Genomic DNA, 17,388 nt, shown 5'->3' with positions numbered 1-17,388 from the left:
GCCGTATGGAGGAGGCATCGGTGGCGGGCGAGTCCCCCGACAGGTCGAAGCAGCACGAGTCGTCGGCGTCGTCGGCAGAGGCGACGCCGGTGACCCCGGCGTCGGTTCCGAGTCCGGCGCGCTCGGGCGCACCGGCGTCGACGCCGACACCGGGCTCGGCTTCGGCCGACCCCCGGATGGCGATGGCCCGTGAACGGGCCGCCACGGTCCGGGTGGATCAGGCGACGGCGGTGTTCTCCACGAAGGCGTTGTCGGCGGACGCCTCGCGCACCGCGGACGCCTCGCGCACGGCGGAGTCCGAGGCGGCCCCGGAGTCCGAGGCGGCTCCGGAGTCGGCCGACCCGGCCGGGGGCAAGAGCGCGGAGGGCGACAGCCGACTGCGCGCGGCGGTCGCCGCGTGGGTCTCCGTCGCGGACGAGCCCGCTTCGGCGGACAAGGCCGGGTCCGGGTCCGAAGCAGGGTCCGGTGACGGTGACGGCGCGACCGACGCGGACGGGGCTGCCCCCGACGCGGACGAGGTGACCGGCGAGGACGGCGCCGAGTCGGCGGCAGGCGACGCCGAGACCGACGCCGAGCCCGAGGTGGCCGCGGACGCGTCCGACGTGTCGAAGCGGGACGCCGACGGCGAGCCCCTCGCCGACGGCGGCATCGACGATGACATCGATGGCGAGGCCGAAGCGGGGCGCCCCGCCGACCAGGAGCAGGAAGCCTCCTCCGGCGAGACCTCCACGGAGGACGAGCCCGAGGACGCGCCGGCCGGCGAGCCCGAGGACGGGCCCGCTGACGCCTCCGTGCGGGCAGCCGCGCCCCAGCCCGTCGACGAGCCCGTGGACGCGCCCGAGGACGCTCCTGAGGGTGCGCTCGACTCTTTGCTCAAGGGCCGGGGCTACAGTGCCTCCGACGCCCGGGACGACTCCTCGGACAGCGCGTCGGGCGAGACGCCGGACCGGTCGGCCGACGAGACCTCGGACACACGGACCGGCGGGACTCCTGACGCGGAGGCCGACGAGACCTCGGTCACGGACGCGGCCCCGGACCCGGAAACGGACGCGGCCCCGGACGCGGATGCCGGTTCCGCCCCCGAGCCCCCGGTCGACCAGCCGACCGCCATCTTCAAGGCCCCGCGGCCTCCGGCCGTGGACCAGCCCACCACCATGCTCAAGCTGGGCGGTGCCGCCACCCGGCGGCCCGCCACCGGGAAGCCCGCCGCCGGACCGTCCGGACCGACGGACGCCCCCACCGGGAAGCCCGCCGACAGAACCGCCGGCGAGCCCGCCGAGCGTCCCACCCCCAAGCCCGCCGACAAGCCCGCCGACAAGGCCGCGGAGCGCCCCACCGGCAAGCCCGCCCAGCGGGAGGCCGATCGCGATGCCGGGCGGCCCGCGGACGAGCGGGGTGCCCAGCCCGCCGGCGGTCCCGGGCGCGACAGCAGGTTCGTCGCCCTCAAGCGGGACGAGAGCGTCGCCCCGGCCCGGCCGAAGCCCGCTCCGCCCGCCGCGGACAGCCCGGCGGCGGCCACCAGGGCCTTCCCGCAGGTCGGTCCCGAGCGGACCACCCAGCAGCCGCTTCCGCCGAAGCCCCCGCTGGACCTGCTGGCGGAGCTGACGAACACCCCGCCGCCGCCGCAGACCCCGGTCCGCACCTTCGTGCGACGGGTCAAGATCTGGACGCCGCTGCTCCTGCTGCTCGTGGTGATCTTTGCAGTCGCGCAGACGTTCCGTCCGCTGCCGGCGCCGACGCTCGTGCTCTCCGCCGACTCGACGTACACCTTCGAGGGCGGCCCCCTCGACCTGCCCTGGCCCGGTCAGGGGCAGTCCGCGATCGAGGTCGAGGGCGTGGGCAGCCTCGGTACCGACGGCAAGCAGACCCCCGCCCCCGTCGCGAGCGTCGCCAAGATCATGACGGCGTACGTGATCCTCCAGGAGCACCCGCTGAAGGGGAACGAGGACGGCGAGAAGATCACCGTCGACCAGCAGGCCGAGGACGAGTCGAAGCTGCCGGACGAGTCGAAGGCGGCGATGTCGAAGGGCCAGCAGTTCACCGAGCGCCAGATGCTCCAGATGCTGATGATTCCCTCCAGCAACAACGTCGCCCGGCTGCTGGCCCGCTGGGACTCCGACAACAAGAGCTTCGTCGCCAAGATGAACGCCGCCGCCGAGGACCTCGGCATGACGAACTCGACGTACACGGACCCGAGCGGCCTGCAGAAGACGACGGTCAGCACCGCTTCCGACCAGATCAAGCTGGCCAAGAAGGTCATGCAGGACGAGGTGTTCCGCAGCGTCGTCGGGATGGCCAAGGCGGACATCCCGGGGCTGGACGGCACGATCTATAACAACAACGGCCTGCTGGTGAGGCAGGTCGGCGTGATCGGCCTGAAGACCGGTTCGTCGACGCCCGCGGGCGGCAACCTGGTGTGGGCCGCGACCAAGGTCGTGGACGGCGAGACGCGGATGATCTACGGCGCGGTGCTGAACCAGAACGCCGGCCCCGGTCACACGGTCTGGGACAGCCTCGAACTGGCCCTCGACAACAGCCAGAAGCTGATCGACAAGGCCCAGAAGAGCCTGACCACCGCCAAGGTGGTGAAGAAGGGCCAGGTCGTCGGGTACGTCGACGACCAGCTCGGCGGCCGCACCCCGGTCGTGGCCACCAAGGACATGACGGCGGTCGGCTGGCCCGGTCTGAAGACCGAGCTGTCGATCCGCGAGGGCGAGTCGGCGGTTCCGCACACCGGCAGGGCGGGCGACGTCGTCGGCGAGCTGAGGGTCGGCGACGGCTCCAGCCAGGCGGTGACGATCCCCGTCGCGCTCCAGTCGGAGCTCGCCGAGCCCGGCTTCGGCGCGAAGCTGACCCGCGTCGGCTGAGCGGAGCGCGCACCGGTGCGTACACGCGCACGCATCGGTGACGTACACCGGGAAGCGGCACCCGCACCGCACTCCGCCGCACAGCGCCCCACTCGGGCGCTGGGCGGCGGAGTGCGTGCTAGCGTCGCGACAATCGGGGCTGCTCGCGAGCCGCGGGTCCCGGCCCAGAACGGACCAACGGGACACGGGGAGAACCTTGCAGTGGCGACAGTGGAGACGACACACGCCGATGACGCCGATCGGGGCCACGGAGCCGGTCCGCGAATACCGCTGAACGACCGCACCCGCGAGGCGGTCCGTGACGCGGGAGACGAAGGCGCCGGCGGATCCGGCGCGGACGCCGAAGGCTCACGGGACTCCCAGGTTTCCGAGGACCCCCGAGGCTCCACCGGGGCCGCTGGAGCCGAGCCGGCGTCGGACGGTACCGCGCGGCCGAACATCTTCCGCAGGCACCCCGTCCTCGCCTCCACCGTCCTCGCCGGCGTGCTCCACGTGGTGTGGTTCTTCACGTTCGCGAACAGTGGCGGCGACCTGGCGGCGCAGGACGCCTGGGCGGAGTTCGTCGGCCGGCACCCGGACTCGGCGTACAACCTCGCCTGGTACGGCGGAATGCACCCGGTCTCGTACAGCGTGGTCTCGCCGTACCTGATGTCGGTGCTCGGCGTCCGTACGACGATGATGATCGCCGGGACCGTCTCGGCCGGTCTGCTGACGATGATCCTGGTCCGCAGCCGGGTGATCGGCGATCCGACGGCCCCCGCGGTCGCGGGCGTCTTCGCCCTGCTCTGCAACGCCATCTCGGGCCGGGTGACGTACGGCCTCGGCACGATGTTCGCGCTCGCCGCGGTCGCCGCCGTCTTCTGCTGGCCGCACCGCTGGCGCTACAAACGCTGGGCGAAGGCCCTGTGCGCGGCGCCGCTCGCCGCGCTCGCCACGGCCGGATCACCGGTGGCCGGACTCTTCGTGGGCCTGGTCGCGGTGGCCCTGTTCCTCCAGAAGCGCCGCCCCGGCGCCTACGCCCTCGGTATCGCTCCGGCGCTCGTCGTCGCCGTCTCGTCGCTGCTGTTCCCCTTCTCCGGGACCCAGCCGATGGGCTGGTACTCGGTCATCCTTCCGCTCGCGTTCGCGCTCCTGGTCTGCTTCCTGGTCCCCAAGGAGTGGAGGACGGTACGGATCACGGCCGGGGTGTCGGGTCTCTCGGTGGTCCTCGTCTGGCTGGTCAGCTCGCAGATCGGCTCGAACATCACCCGGCTGTCGATGCTCTTCGCGGGGGTCGCGCTGATCGCCGCGCTGCCGTTCGCCGTGCCGAAGTCGCGCAAGTGGTACGTCATCGTCGTCGCGTTCGTCGGACTGAACACGTGGATCGGCTTCAAGGCGGTCGACGACATCGTGCACACGACCCCGGCTGCGTCCTGGGCGCGTGAGCTGGCCCCGCTCGTCAACCAGCTCCAGGTGGTGAACGCCGAGAAGGGCCGCGTCGAGGTGGTCCCGGCCCGCTCGCACCGCGAGGCGTCCGCCCTCGCCCCCTACGTGAACCTCGCCCGCGGCTGGAACCGCCAGGCCGACATGGAGCGCAACCCGCTCTTCTACAACGACACGCTGAACTCCGCGAACTACCACGAGTGGCTCCAGCGCTGGGCCATCCACTACGTCGTGCTGCCCAAGGGGGAACCGGACGGCGACGGCGGCCAGCGCGAGCGCGAACTCGTCCAGCGGGGCATGCCGTACCTCCGGCAGGTCTGGGGCGACGCCAACTGGCAGCTCTTCGCCGTCACGGACCCCACTCCGCTCGCCGAGCCGAACGCGGTCGTCGACCGCGCCGAGCAGGGGGAGCTGACCATCGAGGTGAAGAAGGCGGGCCGCGTCCTCATCCGCATCCCGTACTCGCCGTGGCTGAGCATCGTCGACGCGGACGGCAAGAGCGTGAAGCCGCCGCAGGAGACACGGGCCTCGAAGGACGGCGCGGACGGCACCCCGAAGTCGTACGACAACCTCAACGGCTGTCTGACACAGACGGAGGAGACCGCGGCGGGCGACACGTGGACGGAACTGCTGGCGCCGAAGCCGGGCACCTACCGTCTCGCGGCGCCGTACCAGCTCCCCCGGGGGACACCGTGCCCGGAGGAGCTGCACTGAGCCCGGTGACCGGACCCCGGCCGTCCTGACCTCGGGCGGCCGGACCCCGGCGACCAGGTCCGGCGAAGGGACCCGGAACCCGGGACCGTACGGCGTGACGGGAGCTAGAACCGTTCGAACGGTCCGCAGTACGCCAGGCCGGCGTCCTCGGGGCGCTGGTCGCGGAAGAACCGGACGAGCAGGTCGCAGAAGTCCTCGGGCCGCTGAAGGTGGGCCAGATGGCCGCACTCCGCGATCGTGGTGAAGCGCGCGCCCGGCAGGTCCGCCGCGACCGAGCGGCCCAGCTCGGGGGTGGTCAGCGTGTCGTGCTCGCCGGTGAAGACGAGGTAGGGGACGGCGGGAACCGGCGCCCGCCGGTACCACTCGTGGGCCAGCAGCCGCCGGTTCCGCTCGACCGTGACGGCGACGTCGCGCGGGGTCTGCGCCGCGAACTGCCGGTACATCAGCCGGGTCAGGGCCGAGTGCTTGCGTACGGTGCGGTCGCCGGGCGGCGGCACGAAGCACCGTACGAACTCCTCGGCGGTCTCCTCGACGCGCCCCTGCTCCAGCAGCCGCACCCATCCCACGAGCGCCTTGGCGAACCAGCTCGGAATGTGGTCCGACATCCCCTGCACGGCCATCCGGCGCAGGTGCTCCGGATGGCGCTGGGCGAGGCGGAGCCCGACCGCCCCGCCGTAACACCCCGCGTACAGGTTCACCGGGCCGAGGCCGAGTTCGCGCAGCATGTGTCCCGCGCACTCGGCGAGGAAGTCGATCCCGTGCTCGGCGGGAAGGAAGTCCGCGTCCCCGAACCCGGGCAGGTCCACCGTGACGACGGTCCCGAGCCCGCCGAGCCACCGTTCGTGCCGTACCCACGAGTACCGCGTCTGGTCCGACCCGCCGAGCACGAGCAGCGGCTCGGTGACGGGGGTGCCGTGCCGTGCGATCCGTGCGGTGTACGCGTACCCCTCCCACGAGAGCGGGTACTCCTCGACCGTGGACGCCCGCCCTCCCGGTGCCGGGAGGGAAACGTTGACCGAGGAAACGACAGAAGGCACAGCGAACTCCCGAGAGGGACGAGACCACCGAAAATCCCACTCGTACACCGCTGCCGGGTGCGGCGCCCGCAATGTCACACGAAGGTGGGCGCTCCATCACACGAAGGTGGGCGCGGCGCGGCCGCCGCGCCCATCTTCGACGTCCCCCTCACGGGGGAGGCGACCGCCGTCCTGTCGCAGGGAGCGGCCGCCGTCGGCGCCCTACTTCACGGGGAACGCCACGTCGCACACGGCGTCCTCGGGTCCCGCCGCGTCCCAGTCGGCGAAGTAGATCTCCCGGCACGGGCCGTCGACGGACAGTCCCCGCTCCCCGATCCAGTTCTCGACGGCCTCGAAGGCGGTGAGGATCCGCGGGTGCGTGACCTGTGCCTTGGTGATGCGGACGTAGGCGACGGTCCGGGCCGGTTCGACCCGGACCGTCGCCCCGGCGGCCCTTCCCCGCGCCTGCGCCCAGGCCCGCGCCGCGGTCTCGTCGGTGACCGGCACGCACGCCTCGGCCGGCCCGTCGCTCTCCATGCTCACCTCGGAGTGGTACACGACGAAGGGCGGCCCCGTGACACCGCCGGCCTCCCGGGCCCCCTCCTCCAGCCGCCCCAGCGAGCCGGGGATCCACACCGGCAGCTCGGGGGCCAGAAGGTGCCGCCGCTCGGTCAGCACCACCCGCTCGGGCACCTCTGCGGTCTCGACGACGAACTTCTCGTACATTGCGGAACTCCTCCCGGAGAGACGTCCACGGAGGTGCTCGGCGAGCGCCCGCTGCGAGGCGAACCGTGCCTCGGCGTCGGCCCAGTACGCGGCGAGCAGCGCCGCCGCGTCCGGACCCGGCGCCTCCACCACGTCCGCGATCCGCGCCAGCGGCATGTCCAGCCGGCGCAGCAGCGCGACGAGCCGGGCCCGTTCGATCTGCTCGGCGCGGTAGTAGCGGTAGCCGCTGACCTCGTCGACATGGGCCGGGGGCAGCAGCCCCAGCCGGTCGTACAGGCGCAGCGCCTTCGCCGAGAGCCGCGCCCGCGAGGCGAACGCGCCGATGGTGAGCAGGTCCTCGTCCACCCTGGCATCCTCCGTCACCGGACGCCTTCCGCCCGGTGACAGGGATGTTCCGCCCTGCCCCAGGGGCAAGGTCAACGACCAGGGGTCAGCCGATCGCCTTCTCGACGGCGGAGACGAGCTCCGCCGACTCCGGCTCGGTCTGCGGGGAGAAGCGGCCGACGACCGTGCCGTCGCGCCCGATCAGGAACTTCTCGAAGTTCCAGCGGATGTCTCCGGTGTGTCCCTCGCCGTCGGCGGTCTCCACCAGACGCTCGTACAGACCGTGCCGCGCGTCGCCGTTCACCTCGACCTTCTCGGTCATCGGGAACGTCACGCCGTACGTGGCGGAGCAGAACTCGGCGATCTCCTCGGAGCTGCCGGGCTCCTGCCCGAGGAACTGGTTGCAGGGCACCCCGAGGACGGTGAAGCCCCGGTCGGCGTAGCGCGCGTGCAGCTGCTCGAGACCGGCGTACTGCGGGGTCAGACCGCACTTGGAGGCCACGTTCACGATGAGGACGGCCTTGCCCTCGTACTGGGACAGATCGGCGGAGCCCCCCTGGAGGGACCCGATCTCCACGGCGAGCACAGAGTTGTCAGTAGTCATGAACGGATGCTAACTCCGGTGGCAGACAGCCCCGCCGGTCCCGCCCGTCGGACCGTCCCCCTGCGCTGTGACAAGCACCTCACCGGCGGCCGTCCGCGAGTACAGCACCGACCGCCCCGCCCGCCGCCGCTCCACCAGCCGCGCGTCCAGCAGCACCCGCAGGTGCCGCCCGACCGACCCGAGCCCCTGTCCGGTCACCGCGACGAGCTGGCTGGTGGACATGGGGGCGTCGAGGAGGACGAGCACCCCGGCGCGGGCGGGCCCGAGAAGAGTCCCGAGGCTCTCCGGCACCGCCTCGGTCCGCACGTCGGTCAGGGCGCCCGCGCACGGGTAGACCACGGCGTAGCGCCGGGAGCCCTCCCAGGACACCCAGCCGGCCCTCGGGGTGACGGGCACGAAGAGCAGCTGGGCGCCCGAGATCTCGCGCGGCGGGTACTCGTGCCGATTGACCTGGAGCCGGTTGTCGCCGAGCCAGCGGGTGCCCTGCCGCAGTCCGTCCAGCGCCGCCGCCCAGCCGCCCCGGCCCAGCTGCGCGGTCCGTGCCACCACATCCGCCTCCAGGACCCGTCGGCGCCGTTCCCAGTCGGGACGTACGGACTCCTCCCAGAGGGTGGTGAGCAGGGCGGCGGCCCGCTCGGGCAGATCGTCGCGGTCCGCGAGCGGGGCGGGCAGCGGACCGCCCGCCGAGCGGGTCAGGTGGGCGCGGGCGTCCCGGGGCGAGGTCTCCCGCACCCGGGCGACCTCGGCCTCGAACGGTTCGTCGCCGTACGGGGTCGGGGTCAGGAAGTCGGCGATCCACGCGTGCCCGATCCCGCGGCGGACGAGGAGCGCGGTGACGGGGTCGGCGGCCAGCCGCCTTCGGTACGCGGGCAGTTGGGCGTCCAGCCAGGCACGCTCACCGGGGTGCGCGGCGGCCCCCGTGTGCAGCAGCTTGAGGCAGGCGAACGTCTCGGCGAGCGGCGACAGGACGAACCGGCTCCCCGCGAGGGTGTCGGCGTTCACCTGCCACCAGCCCACCCCCGCACCCACCTCTCCGACCTCGACCGGACGCCGCCCCGCGGCGGACGCCGCCATGACCGGACGCCGCCCTGTGGCCGGACGCCGCGCCGTGGTCGGGCGGGCGCCGTTCCCTGCCTGGTCCGGACGGGGTTCCGGCGCCGCCGCCTCACCGGCCCGGCGCCCCGCCCCTCCCGGGCGCCTCGCCCCAGCCCCTCCAGGACCCGACGTTTCGCCACCGCGCGAAAGAATATCGGCCGTCCGCCCGGCACCCCAGACTCCGCCCATGCGCAGCTACTCGGAGCTCTTCCGCACGCGGGAGTTCACCCCGCTCTTCCTGTCCTCCTGTCTCGGTGCCGCCGCCTCGACGGTGAGCGGTCTGGCCCTCGCCACCCTCGTCCACCGGGCGACACAGTCACCGCTGCTCACCGCGCTCAGCATGTTCGGGCCGTCGCTCGCCCAGATGATCGGCGCGACCACCCTGCTCTCGGCCGCCGACCGGATGCCGCCGCGGGCGACGGTGGCGGGCATCGCGTTCCTCTTCGGGCTCGGCACGGCGGTCATGGCGATCCCCGGCCTTCCGGTGTGGGCGGTCTTCGTCCTCCTCCTGCTCCTCGGCCTGGCCCGGTCCTGCGGCGGCGGGGTCCAGTGGGGCCTGCTCAACGAGATCCTCGCCAAGGAGGGCTATCTGCTGGGACGTTCGGTGTTCAACATGATGGGCGGAGGCGCCCAGGTCGTCGGGTTCGCGACGGGTGGTGTCCTGGTGGCCCTGCTGTCCCCGGGCGTCACCCTCCTCCTGGCCGCCGGCCTGTACCTGGCGGCGGCCCTGACCGCCCGGCTCGGCCTGACCCCGCGCGCGCCCCGGGCCACCGGCCGCCCGTCCGTCGCCCGGACCTGGCGCACGAACGCCCACCTCCTCTCCGTACCGGAACGCCGCACCCTGTATCTCCTGCTCTGGGTGCCCAACGGCCTGGTCGTCGGCTGCGAATCCCTGTACGTGTCGTACGCGCCGAGCAGGGCCGGCGCGCTCTTCGCCTTCGCCGCGCTCGGCATGCTCGTCGGGGACGTGACGGTCGGCCGCCTGCTGCCGCCCCGGGTGCGCGCCCGGCTGGGCATCCCGTTCCTGCTGCTCCTCGCGACGCCGTACCTGGCCTTCGCCTGGCGTCCGGGCATCGGCGTGGCGGCCGCCTGCGCGGCCCTCGCCTCGATCGGCTTCGGGGCGAGCCTGATCCAGCAGGAACGCCTGGTGGCCCTGATCCCCGACGAGCTCAGCGGCCACGCCCTCGGACTCCACACGGCGGGCATGCTCACGATGCAGGGCGTGAGCGCGGTGCTGGCGGGCGTGATCGCCCAACTCACCTCGCCCGCGACCGCGATGACGGTGATGGCCGCCGCCTCGATCGCCGTGACGCTGAGCCTGGCCCCCGCGCTGCTCCGTCGCCGCGCCGCGCCCCCGGAGAGCCGACGCCCGGAGCCGTCCGCACCAAGGGGACGGCAATCAGAGGTGAACTACCCCTGAATCGGCGGAAGTTGTATGACAGGGGGGTCGCAGCCGCCCATCTCCCACCGGTGTCGGACCGGATGCCCGGGCACGCCCGCCCGAGCGCCCACGGCCCGGCCCGGCAGATCCGCCGATCCGCCGGGCCGCCGGGCCGCACGAACCCGCCGAGGGGGAACCATGTTCCGCACCGGTCGGCGTGCAGAGGCCGAGCGAGCCGAAGTCGTCGACCGGTACGGCCGTACCGGAGCCGGAATCGAAGAAGAGGGTCGTCGCGCGGGACGTTCCGCGGGCCGGGCGGCCGCCGCCGCCCGGCCCGCGGAAAGAGGTCCTGACGTGCCCTACTTCTTCACGGGGTCCAGGCAGAGGACGAACTTGTCGGCGTCCCACTCCTGCGCGAGCGCGGCCTCGCCGACCGTGCAGGCGTTGGTGTCGAAGGTGTCGTCGACGACCTTGACGACCTTGTAGTTGGCGTCCTTGTCGTCGCAGCCCTTGGTCTCGACGTCGGGGTTGTTCTCGGAGCCGGTGACCTTGACGCAGTCTCCGACACCGGCGTGCACGGGGGAGTCGAAGACGTAACCGATACCGAGCTTCACCGCCACCGCGACGATGATCATGACGACGATGCTGAGGAACTTCTTCAGCTTGTTCTTCTTGGGGGGCTGGGCGGCCGGCACGGGCGCGGCCCCGGGTATGGGCTCCCCCTGCGGGAACGGCGGAGTGGCGGAGGGGGGCGTCGGAGCGCTCATCGGAGGTCTTTCTGAAGGTTGCATGGAGATCGAACGCGCGCACGCTACACGACGCATAAGAACCAGGTAAACGCCAGGTGAGAGGGAGTTCTCGACGTCCTCGGACTCGTCGGGCCGCCCCGCGCACCCGCGGGGAGCCGAAGTCCCGTACGGCGAAAGGGACATCCGGCAGCCGGTCACGATGGATGGACGCGTGGTGGACGCCGTTCGGGGCGCCGCGCTTTTCGGCCTGCCGCCCCGTCACTCGTCGGCGTCCGCCTCGGCGGGCGGGACCGGGACCCAGCGACCGGGGTCGTACGAGTAGTCGTTGTACCGGTAGTGGGGCAGCCCTCCGGTGCTGGTGATGCGGAACGGGCTGCCGTGGTCGTCGATGCGGACGGTGCCGGTACGGCCTTGCGAGGACCAGTCGAGTTCGAGGTACCAGTCGCAGGTGCAGGTCTCGGTGAGCGCGGAGACCACCAGGACCTCCGGCTCCTGCAGGGACACCCGGTAGGGGAAGTTGATCGCCGGGACCGGTGTTCCCGCGTTGTCGCCGGGCATCGAACGGGCCACGGGGCGGCCGGAGTCGAGGTTCACCGAGAAGTAGCGGGGGGTGATGCCCGCGCCGCAGCCGGTCCCCGTGGAGTAGACGTTGCCGCGGACGGAGGCGGGGGTGGCGCGGTTGACCACGCGTACGTGCAGGGCTTCCAGGACGACGGCGGCCGAGCCGCGTCCCTGTACCGAGATCCGCACATCGGTGCTGCGTCCGTGCACCGCCCGCTGGGACGTGGCCCAGGTCGCGGCGTCCTGCGGGTACGGGGGCGGGGGGATCTGCCGCGGCGGCCTGGCGATGACGTACTCGAGGCCGCACTCGGCCGCGTGGGAGTCGGCGGTCCAGGTGACGGGGGCCACCGGAGCGGCATCGCCGCCGCTTGCCGGGTTCCGCTCGGGTCCGCCGCTCCGCCGGGCCGGTCCCGGGGGTTTCGTCGTGGTGTCGGCGGAGGCCGAAGGCTCGGCGGAGGCGGAGACGGAGGGTGACGGATCGTGGGGGCCGGAGGCCGAGGGCCCGCGGTCCACGGAGGCCGACGGTCCGCGGTCGGCGGAGGCCGACGGGTCACCGGGGGTGGCGGGGAGGTCGGCGGCGGATGTGGTGAGGCAGGCGAGCGCGACGACGACCGAGGCGGCCATCGCCATCGACCGCACGTGCCGCCGTCGGCCGAGCCCGGCAGGGGACCGACGGTCCGCCGCCGGGGCCGGCTTCACCGCTTCCCCCGCCGGGCCGCCGTCCCGCGCGGGGACGACCGTCGTCGTGGCGCTCTCTCGGACATCCGGTGCCGCGGCGCTCGCGGGCGCCACCGATGCCGCGGTGCTCTCGCCGTCCTGCGGCGCGGGTGCCTGCCGGGCGTCGGCCGGGCGGCCTCGTTGCCGCGCCGCCACCGCCAGGATCCACCTGTGGTGCAACTCCATGCGTTCCTCGGGGGAGGCGCCGCAGAGCGCGGCGAACCGCTCGACCCCGGCGAAGTCCAGGGGGACCGCCTCCCCGGCGCAGTAGCGGTGCAGCGTGGAGGCGTTCATGCCCAGCCGTCGCGCCAGCGCCGCGTAGCTGCGGTCCGTGCGCTCCTTCATGACCGTCAGGAGTGACGCGAACTCCGTGACATCGTCGTGGATCGAATCCATGTGGTCCGTACTCGCATCCATGTCGTCGGCCCGTGCAGGCGTGCCCTGATGAGGGCGGGATCCCAGGCATTCCCCCTGCCTGCACGTCAATACGGCTGGGATGGTTCCAGCGTTGAGAGGCGACCGCGCGTACGCGATCGGTCCGCGGCGCGGGCTGTGGGCCGGCCCGTACATCCCCCTCCGGCCCATCCCCGTCCACGGTCCGAGTCCGCACCGGCCCCGCCATGTCCGAGCCTGCCCCGCCCCCGCCCCCGCCCCCGCCCTCCCCGCCCGGTCCCGCCCGACGCGCTCAGCGCGTGAAGTCGGTTCCGAACCGGGAACCCTGTTCCGGCACGTGCAGGGTGCTGGGGCCGAACGAGGCGATGCTGGTGGTCGTCAGGCCGGTCTTCGAGCCGCGCAGGAGCCAGACAGCGCCCGAGTCCTCGTAGGTGCCGTCCTCCGCGGGCGTGCCCACGGCGAGGTCCGCGCGATGGTTGGCGTTGACGTCCGCGAGCAGTACCGAGGTGCCGAAGTGGTCGCCCTCCTCGGAAGCGCCCGGCACGCCGGACGTGGACTGGTTGAAGGCCTGCGCCCCGGTACCGGTGAGACCGGACGGGCCGCCCTTGAGCAGGACCACCGCGCCCGCCTCGCGGTGCGAGCCGATGCCCTCGCCGGGCACGCCCACCGCGACGTCCGGGTAGCCGTCACCGGTCACGTCGCCGGCGGCGAGCGAGTAGCCGAACTGGTCCCCGTACACCGTGTCGCCGTTGCCCGACTCGCCGACGCCCGGGACGCCCGCCGTCTCCTGGTTGATCTTCTTGGTACGGGTGGAGAAGCCGGATGCCGAACCGTAGACGACGCGGATGTCGCCGGGTTCGTACGCCATCGTCTCGGAGACATTGCTGACGTCACGGGCGATGAAGTCGCCGTGGCCGTCCTTGTCCACGTCGGCGATGATCCCGCCGACCGTGTAGTAGCCGGAGGACTTGAAGGTTCTGCTCAGCCCGGTGGAGGTGCCCTTCCACAGGCGGGACTTGTACTGCATCTCCTCGAAGCCGTGCTGGGTGACGACGTCGTCCTTGCCGTCGCCCGTGACGTCGCCGACGGCGAAGTCCTGCGGGCCGTCGTCCTCGTCGAAGGCCAGCCTGTCGGTCGAGACGGGCACCCCGGCGCGGGTGAAGGGACCGAAGCGGACCTCCAGGGCGCCACCGACGGCGGCGACGAGGTCGGCATGACCGTCGCCGTTGATGTCACCGGCGGCCGCCTGGTACGTCGTACTGGGGAGTGCGGTGCCGCCGCTGAGTCCCTGTGCGGAGCCCCACAACACCACGGGCGTCTCGTAGCCGCTGGCCACGAGGTCGGTGTAGCCGTCTCCGTCGAGGTCGCGGGCCGCCGTCCATCTGCCGAAGTCGTCGTACTGCGTGACGTCCCCGGGCACGCCCGGGGTGGCGCGGGTGATCAGCTCGGGGTGCGCGGTGTCGGCGCCGGCGGAGGACCCGTACACGACCGACAGGTAGCCCGCGTAATCGACGCCCGACACCGTGGCGTAGGGCGCGCTGATCCCCAGGTCGGCGAACCCGTCGCCGTTGAAGTCGACCACCGGCGCCGTCGTAGTGGCGGAGGCCGGTGCGGCCAGAGCGACGGGGGCGCTCAGCAGTGCGACGAGCGCGGCACAGCCCATGGCGGCGCGACGGCGGTTGCGGTTGGGCACGAAGACTCCCGGTGAACGGTCCCTGGTACATCGGTCGTTCATGTTGACCACCGTCGGCACGCAATGGTTGTGGGGCGGGTGACGCCGGTCGGAACGGCCCTCCGGCCGGAACGCCCCTCTGGCCGGAACGCCCCTCCGGGCCGGTCGATGAGACCGGCCCCTGGCTGAGACACACCGCCGCCGGTCGTCCCCGCATCCCAGTACGGCATCTCAGGCAGTGCTCGTCCGCGCAGGTCAGGGTGGGTGGGACGGTCCCGTCGTTGCGGGTCGGGCGGTGGTGCTTGCGGTGGGTCCCCGGTGTCTTCGAAGCTGTGGGTGTCGCACCGGCCGGGGTCGATCGAGGGTCCCGGCGACAGCCTGGTGACGACTCCCACCGTGTGCCTGTGTACCGGGCATCTGTGTGCCCGAGTGCCCGGGTGCCCGACATACGTCGTACGACGTATCACGTACGACGTCGGGTGTTCGGCGTCCCGCGGTGAGACGTCGGCGGGCGCGTCCGGTGGGAGAGCCGGCGCGGTCCGGGAGCGATCCCCTACGAATCTCTGACTACGAAGAAGGAAGACACGACATGATGAGGAACACCTCCGCACGCCGTCGTCCGGGCCGTCGTGCGGCCTTCGCCGCCGGTCTCGTCCTGGCCGTCGGGCTCGGTGTGTCGACGCAGGCGGTGGCACAGGCCGCCGTCCCCGCCCCCGTCAAGGCGTCCGCGAAGACGTCCGCCGCGCTGCGGTCGGTCGACGGGTCCAACGGTGACATGGTGACCCAGGTCGCCGACTTCTACGGCGCCTACATCGACGCGACGGTCGATGCCGCGGGTCCGGACACCGCGTTGGCCAGGACACTGCGCGCGCACTACCTGTCGCCCGCCTTCGCCAAGCAGTTGGCGGCATGGGAGAAGGCGAACAAGGCGGACGGCGTCCTGCGTGCCCAGAACGTCCCGGCGCAGTGGACGGTGAGCGAGGGCGGCAACGCCCTCGAGGTCGTCGTCACCCTGACCTACGGTGGCGGGGAGTCGCCCACGACGACGACCCGGCTCGTCGTGAAGCAGGAGGTGACCGGCCACATCACCGGCATCCGCACCACGAGCCCCACCTCCGTGAAGGCGTTCGCGAAAGCCGCGGTGAAGGCCTCCGCGAAGACCTCCGCCGCGGTGCGGTCGGTCAGTGGCAGGACGGGGGACTCGGTGACCCAGGTCGCCGACTTCTTCGGCGCGTACGTCGACGCGAAGGACGCTCCCGCGGGCCCGGACGCCGCGTTGGCCAAGGCGCTGCGCGCGCACTACCTGACGCCGGCCTTCGCCAAGCGGCTGGCCGCATGGGAGAAGGCGAACAAGGCGGACGGTGTCCTGCGTGCCCAGAACGTTCCGGTGCAGTGGACGGTGAGCGAGGGCGCCGACAGCCGTGAGGTCGTCGTCACCCACGACTTCGGCGGCGGGGAGGCGCCGACCGTGACGACCGACCTCGTCATGAAGCTGGAGCCGGTGTTCGGCGACGTCACCGACATCCGCACCACGAACACCCGCTGACGATGCGTCCGCTCGGTCTGTCCCGCTCCCGGCTCCGACCGGGAGCGGGCAGCAAGCGCCGACGGCCCCCATCGGGCGGCTCACACCGGCGTGCCACACCAGGCGGTCCGTCGAGAAGCGGGGGATGATGCCGGCGCCGCAGCCGTCGCTCAAGGAGTAGACGCTGCCGCGACCGGAGGCGGGGGCGCGAAGCGTGATCGCGCTCACGCCCGGCCCGCAGGAGCAGGGCGGTTCCTCCAGGGAAGGTGACAACCGCCTTCCGCACGCGCGCTGTTCCGCGAACCGGCGGTCGTCTTCCCCCGCCGAACGCTCCTCGCGCACAACGAGGGCCGGCCCCACCCCTGGTACCGCAGCCCCGCCGGCCGGGTTCCCCGTGACCACCGCCGAAGACGACGTGGAAACCGGCGACCGGCGGACGTGGAAACCGGCGACCGACGACCGACGCGCAACCACCCCGAGGCCGACCGCGTCCGATGGCCGACCGCGTCCGATGGCCGACCGGCACGGCACGAGTCGTCACGTCACCACGTCCCAGGAGAGCATCCCAAGTTTTCCTGTTTCCGCAGGTCGACAGGGGTGGGATGGTCCCACCGTCCCAAGTGCGGCGGAGGCTGTTGCCGTGGGTCCGGGGCGTCCTGGAAGCTGCGGATGTCGCACCGGCCGAGGCGGCACGACCGCCCCGCCGGCAGCACGACGACAACCGACTTCCGCCTGCCCACCGGGACATCTCCGTGCCCGTGCGGCAGTCGGCACCCCACACCACCCGCCGTCTCGCGACGCGGAGAACATCCGCCTTCGGAGCAGAGAAGGAAGCCACACCATGAACACGAACACTTCCGCACGCCGTCGTCCGGGCCGCGGCGCGGCCGTCGCCGTCGGCCTCGTCCTGGCCCTCGGGCTCGGTGCGGCGGCGCAGGCGTCCGCCGCCGAACCGCGGACCGCCGGCGACAAGGCCAGTGTCTCGGCCCCGTCCACGGCGCTCGCCGGCTCAGGAGAGTCGCTGTCCGGCCCGCGAATGATCAGGGTGCTGAAGTCCTTGCTGCCCAAGGGCGGGAAGATCTCCGACGAGCAGAGCCAGGACGGCTTCGCCGCGGTGGTCTGGGACGACGGCCGCGGCAAGAGCATGATCGAGGTGAACGCCCAGGACGACATGGGCGACGTCCTCGCCGGGCGCATGGGCTGCGAGGGCGAGTACATCGAGTGCCAGGCGCTGACCCTGGCCGACGGCACCCTGGTGAAGCGGGCCAAGCGCGCGTCCGAGAAGGGCGGCTCCACCGTGGTGTGGCTGGTCGACACCCTCCACCCCGACGGCCGCCGGGTCATCGTCCAGGAAGTGAACTCCTCCATCGAGGGCGGACCGGTGACGCGGCCGCGGCCCCCGTTCTCCCTCGACCGGCTCCAGAACATGGCGCTCGACTCCCGCTGGGCGGGCTGAACCGGGCGCGGTGAATCCAGGGGGAGGACCAGGGAAGCACCCCGCGCCTCGTGCGGAGCGCTCAAAACCCCTGACCCCCGAACGACAGCCCCAAACAGTCCGGTTCCCCAACCACGACTCCAGCCCCAGGCCCAACCCCAACACCCCCTCTCCATCTATGAGTTCC

General features: G+C 72.6%; 12 protein-coding genes. 5 read left to right on the top strand and 7 right to left on the bottom strand.

Annotated elements, in window-relative coordinates; translation table 11 throughout:
- The first annotated feature begins 20 nt into the window (after nt 1-20).
- On the top strand, nt 21-2,867 hold the full coding sequence (locus ACFYW7_RS17865) for a D-alanyl-D-alanine carboxypeptidase (RefSeq protein ID WP_389503157.1): 2,847 nt from the start codon (nt 21-23) through the stop codon (nt 2,865-2,867).
- Between the two features lie 201 nt (nt 2,868-3,068).
- Complete coding sequence (locus ACFYW7_RS17860) at nt 3,069-5,003, top strand: MFS transporter (RefSeq protein ID WP_389503155.1); 1,935 nt, start codon at nt 3,069-3,071, stop codon at nt 5,001-5,003.
- A gap of 104 nt (nt 5,004-5,107) precedes the next feature.
- Here the strand turns inward: ACFYW7_RS17860 and ACFYW7_RS17855 are convergent, their stop codons facing one another.
- The 4 genes from ACFYW7_RS17855 to ACFYW7_RS17840 form a co-directional block, all read right to left on the bottom strand.
- Nucleotides 5,108-6,040, bottom strand: a complete 933-nt coding sequence (locus ACFYW7_RS17855) for an alpha/beta fold hydrolase (RefSeq protein WP_389503153.1) — start codon at nt 6,038-6,040, stop codon at nt 5,108-5,110.
- Nucleotides 6,041-6,241: 201 nt separating this feature from the next.
- On the bottom strand, nt 6,242-7,108 hold the full coding sequence (locus ACFYW7_RS17850; protein ID WP_389503151.1) for a MerR family transcriptional regulator: 867 nt from the start codon (nt 7,106-7,108) through the stop codon (nt 6,242-6,244).
- A gap of 67 nt (nt 7,109-7,175) precedes the next feature.
- Nucleotides 7,176-7,673 (bottom strand): glutathione peroxidase, encoded by a 498-nt coding sequence (locus ACFYW7_RS17845; RefSeq protein ID WP_389503149.1) that lies wholly within the window; start codon nt 7,671-7,673, stop codon nt 7,176-7,178.
- A 9-nt stretch (nt 7,674-7,682) separates the two neighbouring features.
- Entirely contained in the window at nt 7,683-8,690 is a 1,008-nt protein-coding gene (locus ACFYW7_RS17840) for an ArsR/SmtB family transcription factor (protein WP_389503726.1), read from the bottom strand.
- A gap of 265 nt (nt 8,691-8,955) precedes the next feature.
- Here ACFYW7_RS17840 and ACFYW7_RS17835 point away from each other — a divergent pair, with 265 nt between their 5' ends.
- Complete coding sequence (locus ACFYW7_RS17835; protein WP_389503147.1) at nt 8,956-10,188, top strand: MFS transporter; 1,233 nt, start codon at nt 8,956-8,958, stop codon at nt 10,186-10,188.
- Nucleotides 10,189-10,508: 320 nt separating this feature from the next.
- Here ACFYW7_RS17835 and ACFYW7_RS17830 read toward each other — a convergent pair whose 3' ends face one another.
- The 3 genes from ACFYW7_RS17830 to ACFYW7_RS17820 all read right to left on the bottom strand — a co-directional run bounded on the left by ACFYW7_RS17830 (nt 10,509) and on the right by ACFYW7_RS17820 (nt 14,304).
- Entirely contained in the window at nt 10,509-10,916 is a 408-nt protein-coding gene (locus ACFYW7_RS17830) for a hypothetical protein (RefSeq protein WP_389503145.1), read from the bottom strand.
- A gap of 240 nt (nt 10,917-11,156) precedes the next feature.
- Nucleotides 11,157-12,572 carry a helix-turn-helix domain-containing protein gene (locus ACFYW7_RS17825; RefSeq protein WP_389503143.1) on the bottom strand — a complete coding sequence of 472 codons (1,416 nt, stop codon included), beginning with the start codon at nt 12,570-12,572 and terminating at the stop codon, nt 11,157-11,159.
- A gap of 289 nt (nt 12,573-12,861) precedes the next feature.
- Entirely contained in the window at nt 12,862-14,304 is a 1,443-nt protein-coding gene (locus ACFYW7_RS17820; protein WP_389503141.1) for an FG-GAP-like repeat-containing protein, read from the bottom strand.
- A 526-nt stretch (nt 14,305-14,830) separates the two neighbouring features.
- Here ACFYW7_RS17820 and ACFYW7_RS17815 point away from each other — a divergent pair.
- Both ACFYW7_RS17815 and ACFYW7_RS17810 read left to right on the top strand, forming a co-directional pair.
- Nucleotides 14,831-15,787 (top strand): hypothetical protein, encoded by a 957-nt coding sequence (locus ACFYW7_RS17815; RefSeq protein ID WP_389503139.1) that lies wholly within the window; start codon nt 14,831-14,833, stop codon nt 15,785-15,787.
- Between the two features lie 820 nt (nt 15,788-16,607).
- Nucleotides 16,608-17,222, top strand: a complete 615-nt coding sequence (locus ACFYW7_RS17810; protein WP_389503137.1) for a hypothetical protein — start codon at nt 16,608-16,610, stop codon at nt 17,220-17,222.
- The last annotated feature ends 166 nt before the right edge of the window (nt 17,223-17,388 follow it).

Source organism: Streptomyces sp. NPDC002580, from assembly GCF_042889485.1.
Classification (GTDB): Bacteria; Actinomycetota; Actinomycetes; order Streptomycetales; family Streptomycetaceae; genus Streptomyces.
Note: the sequence above shows the minus strand (reverse complement) of the source record. Positions and strands in the feature narration are given on the sequence as shown.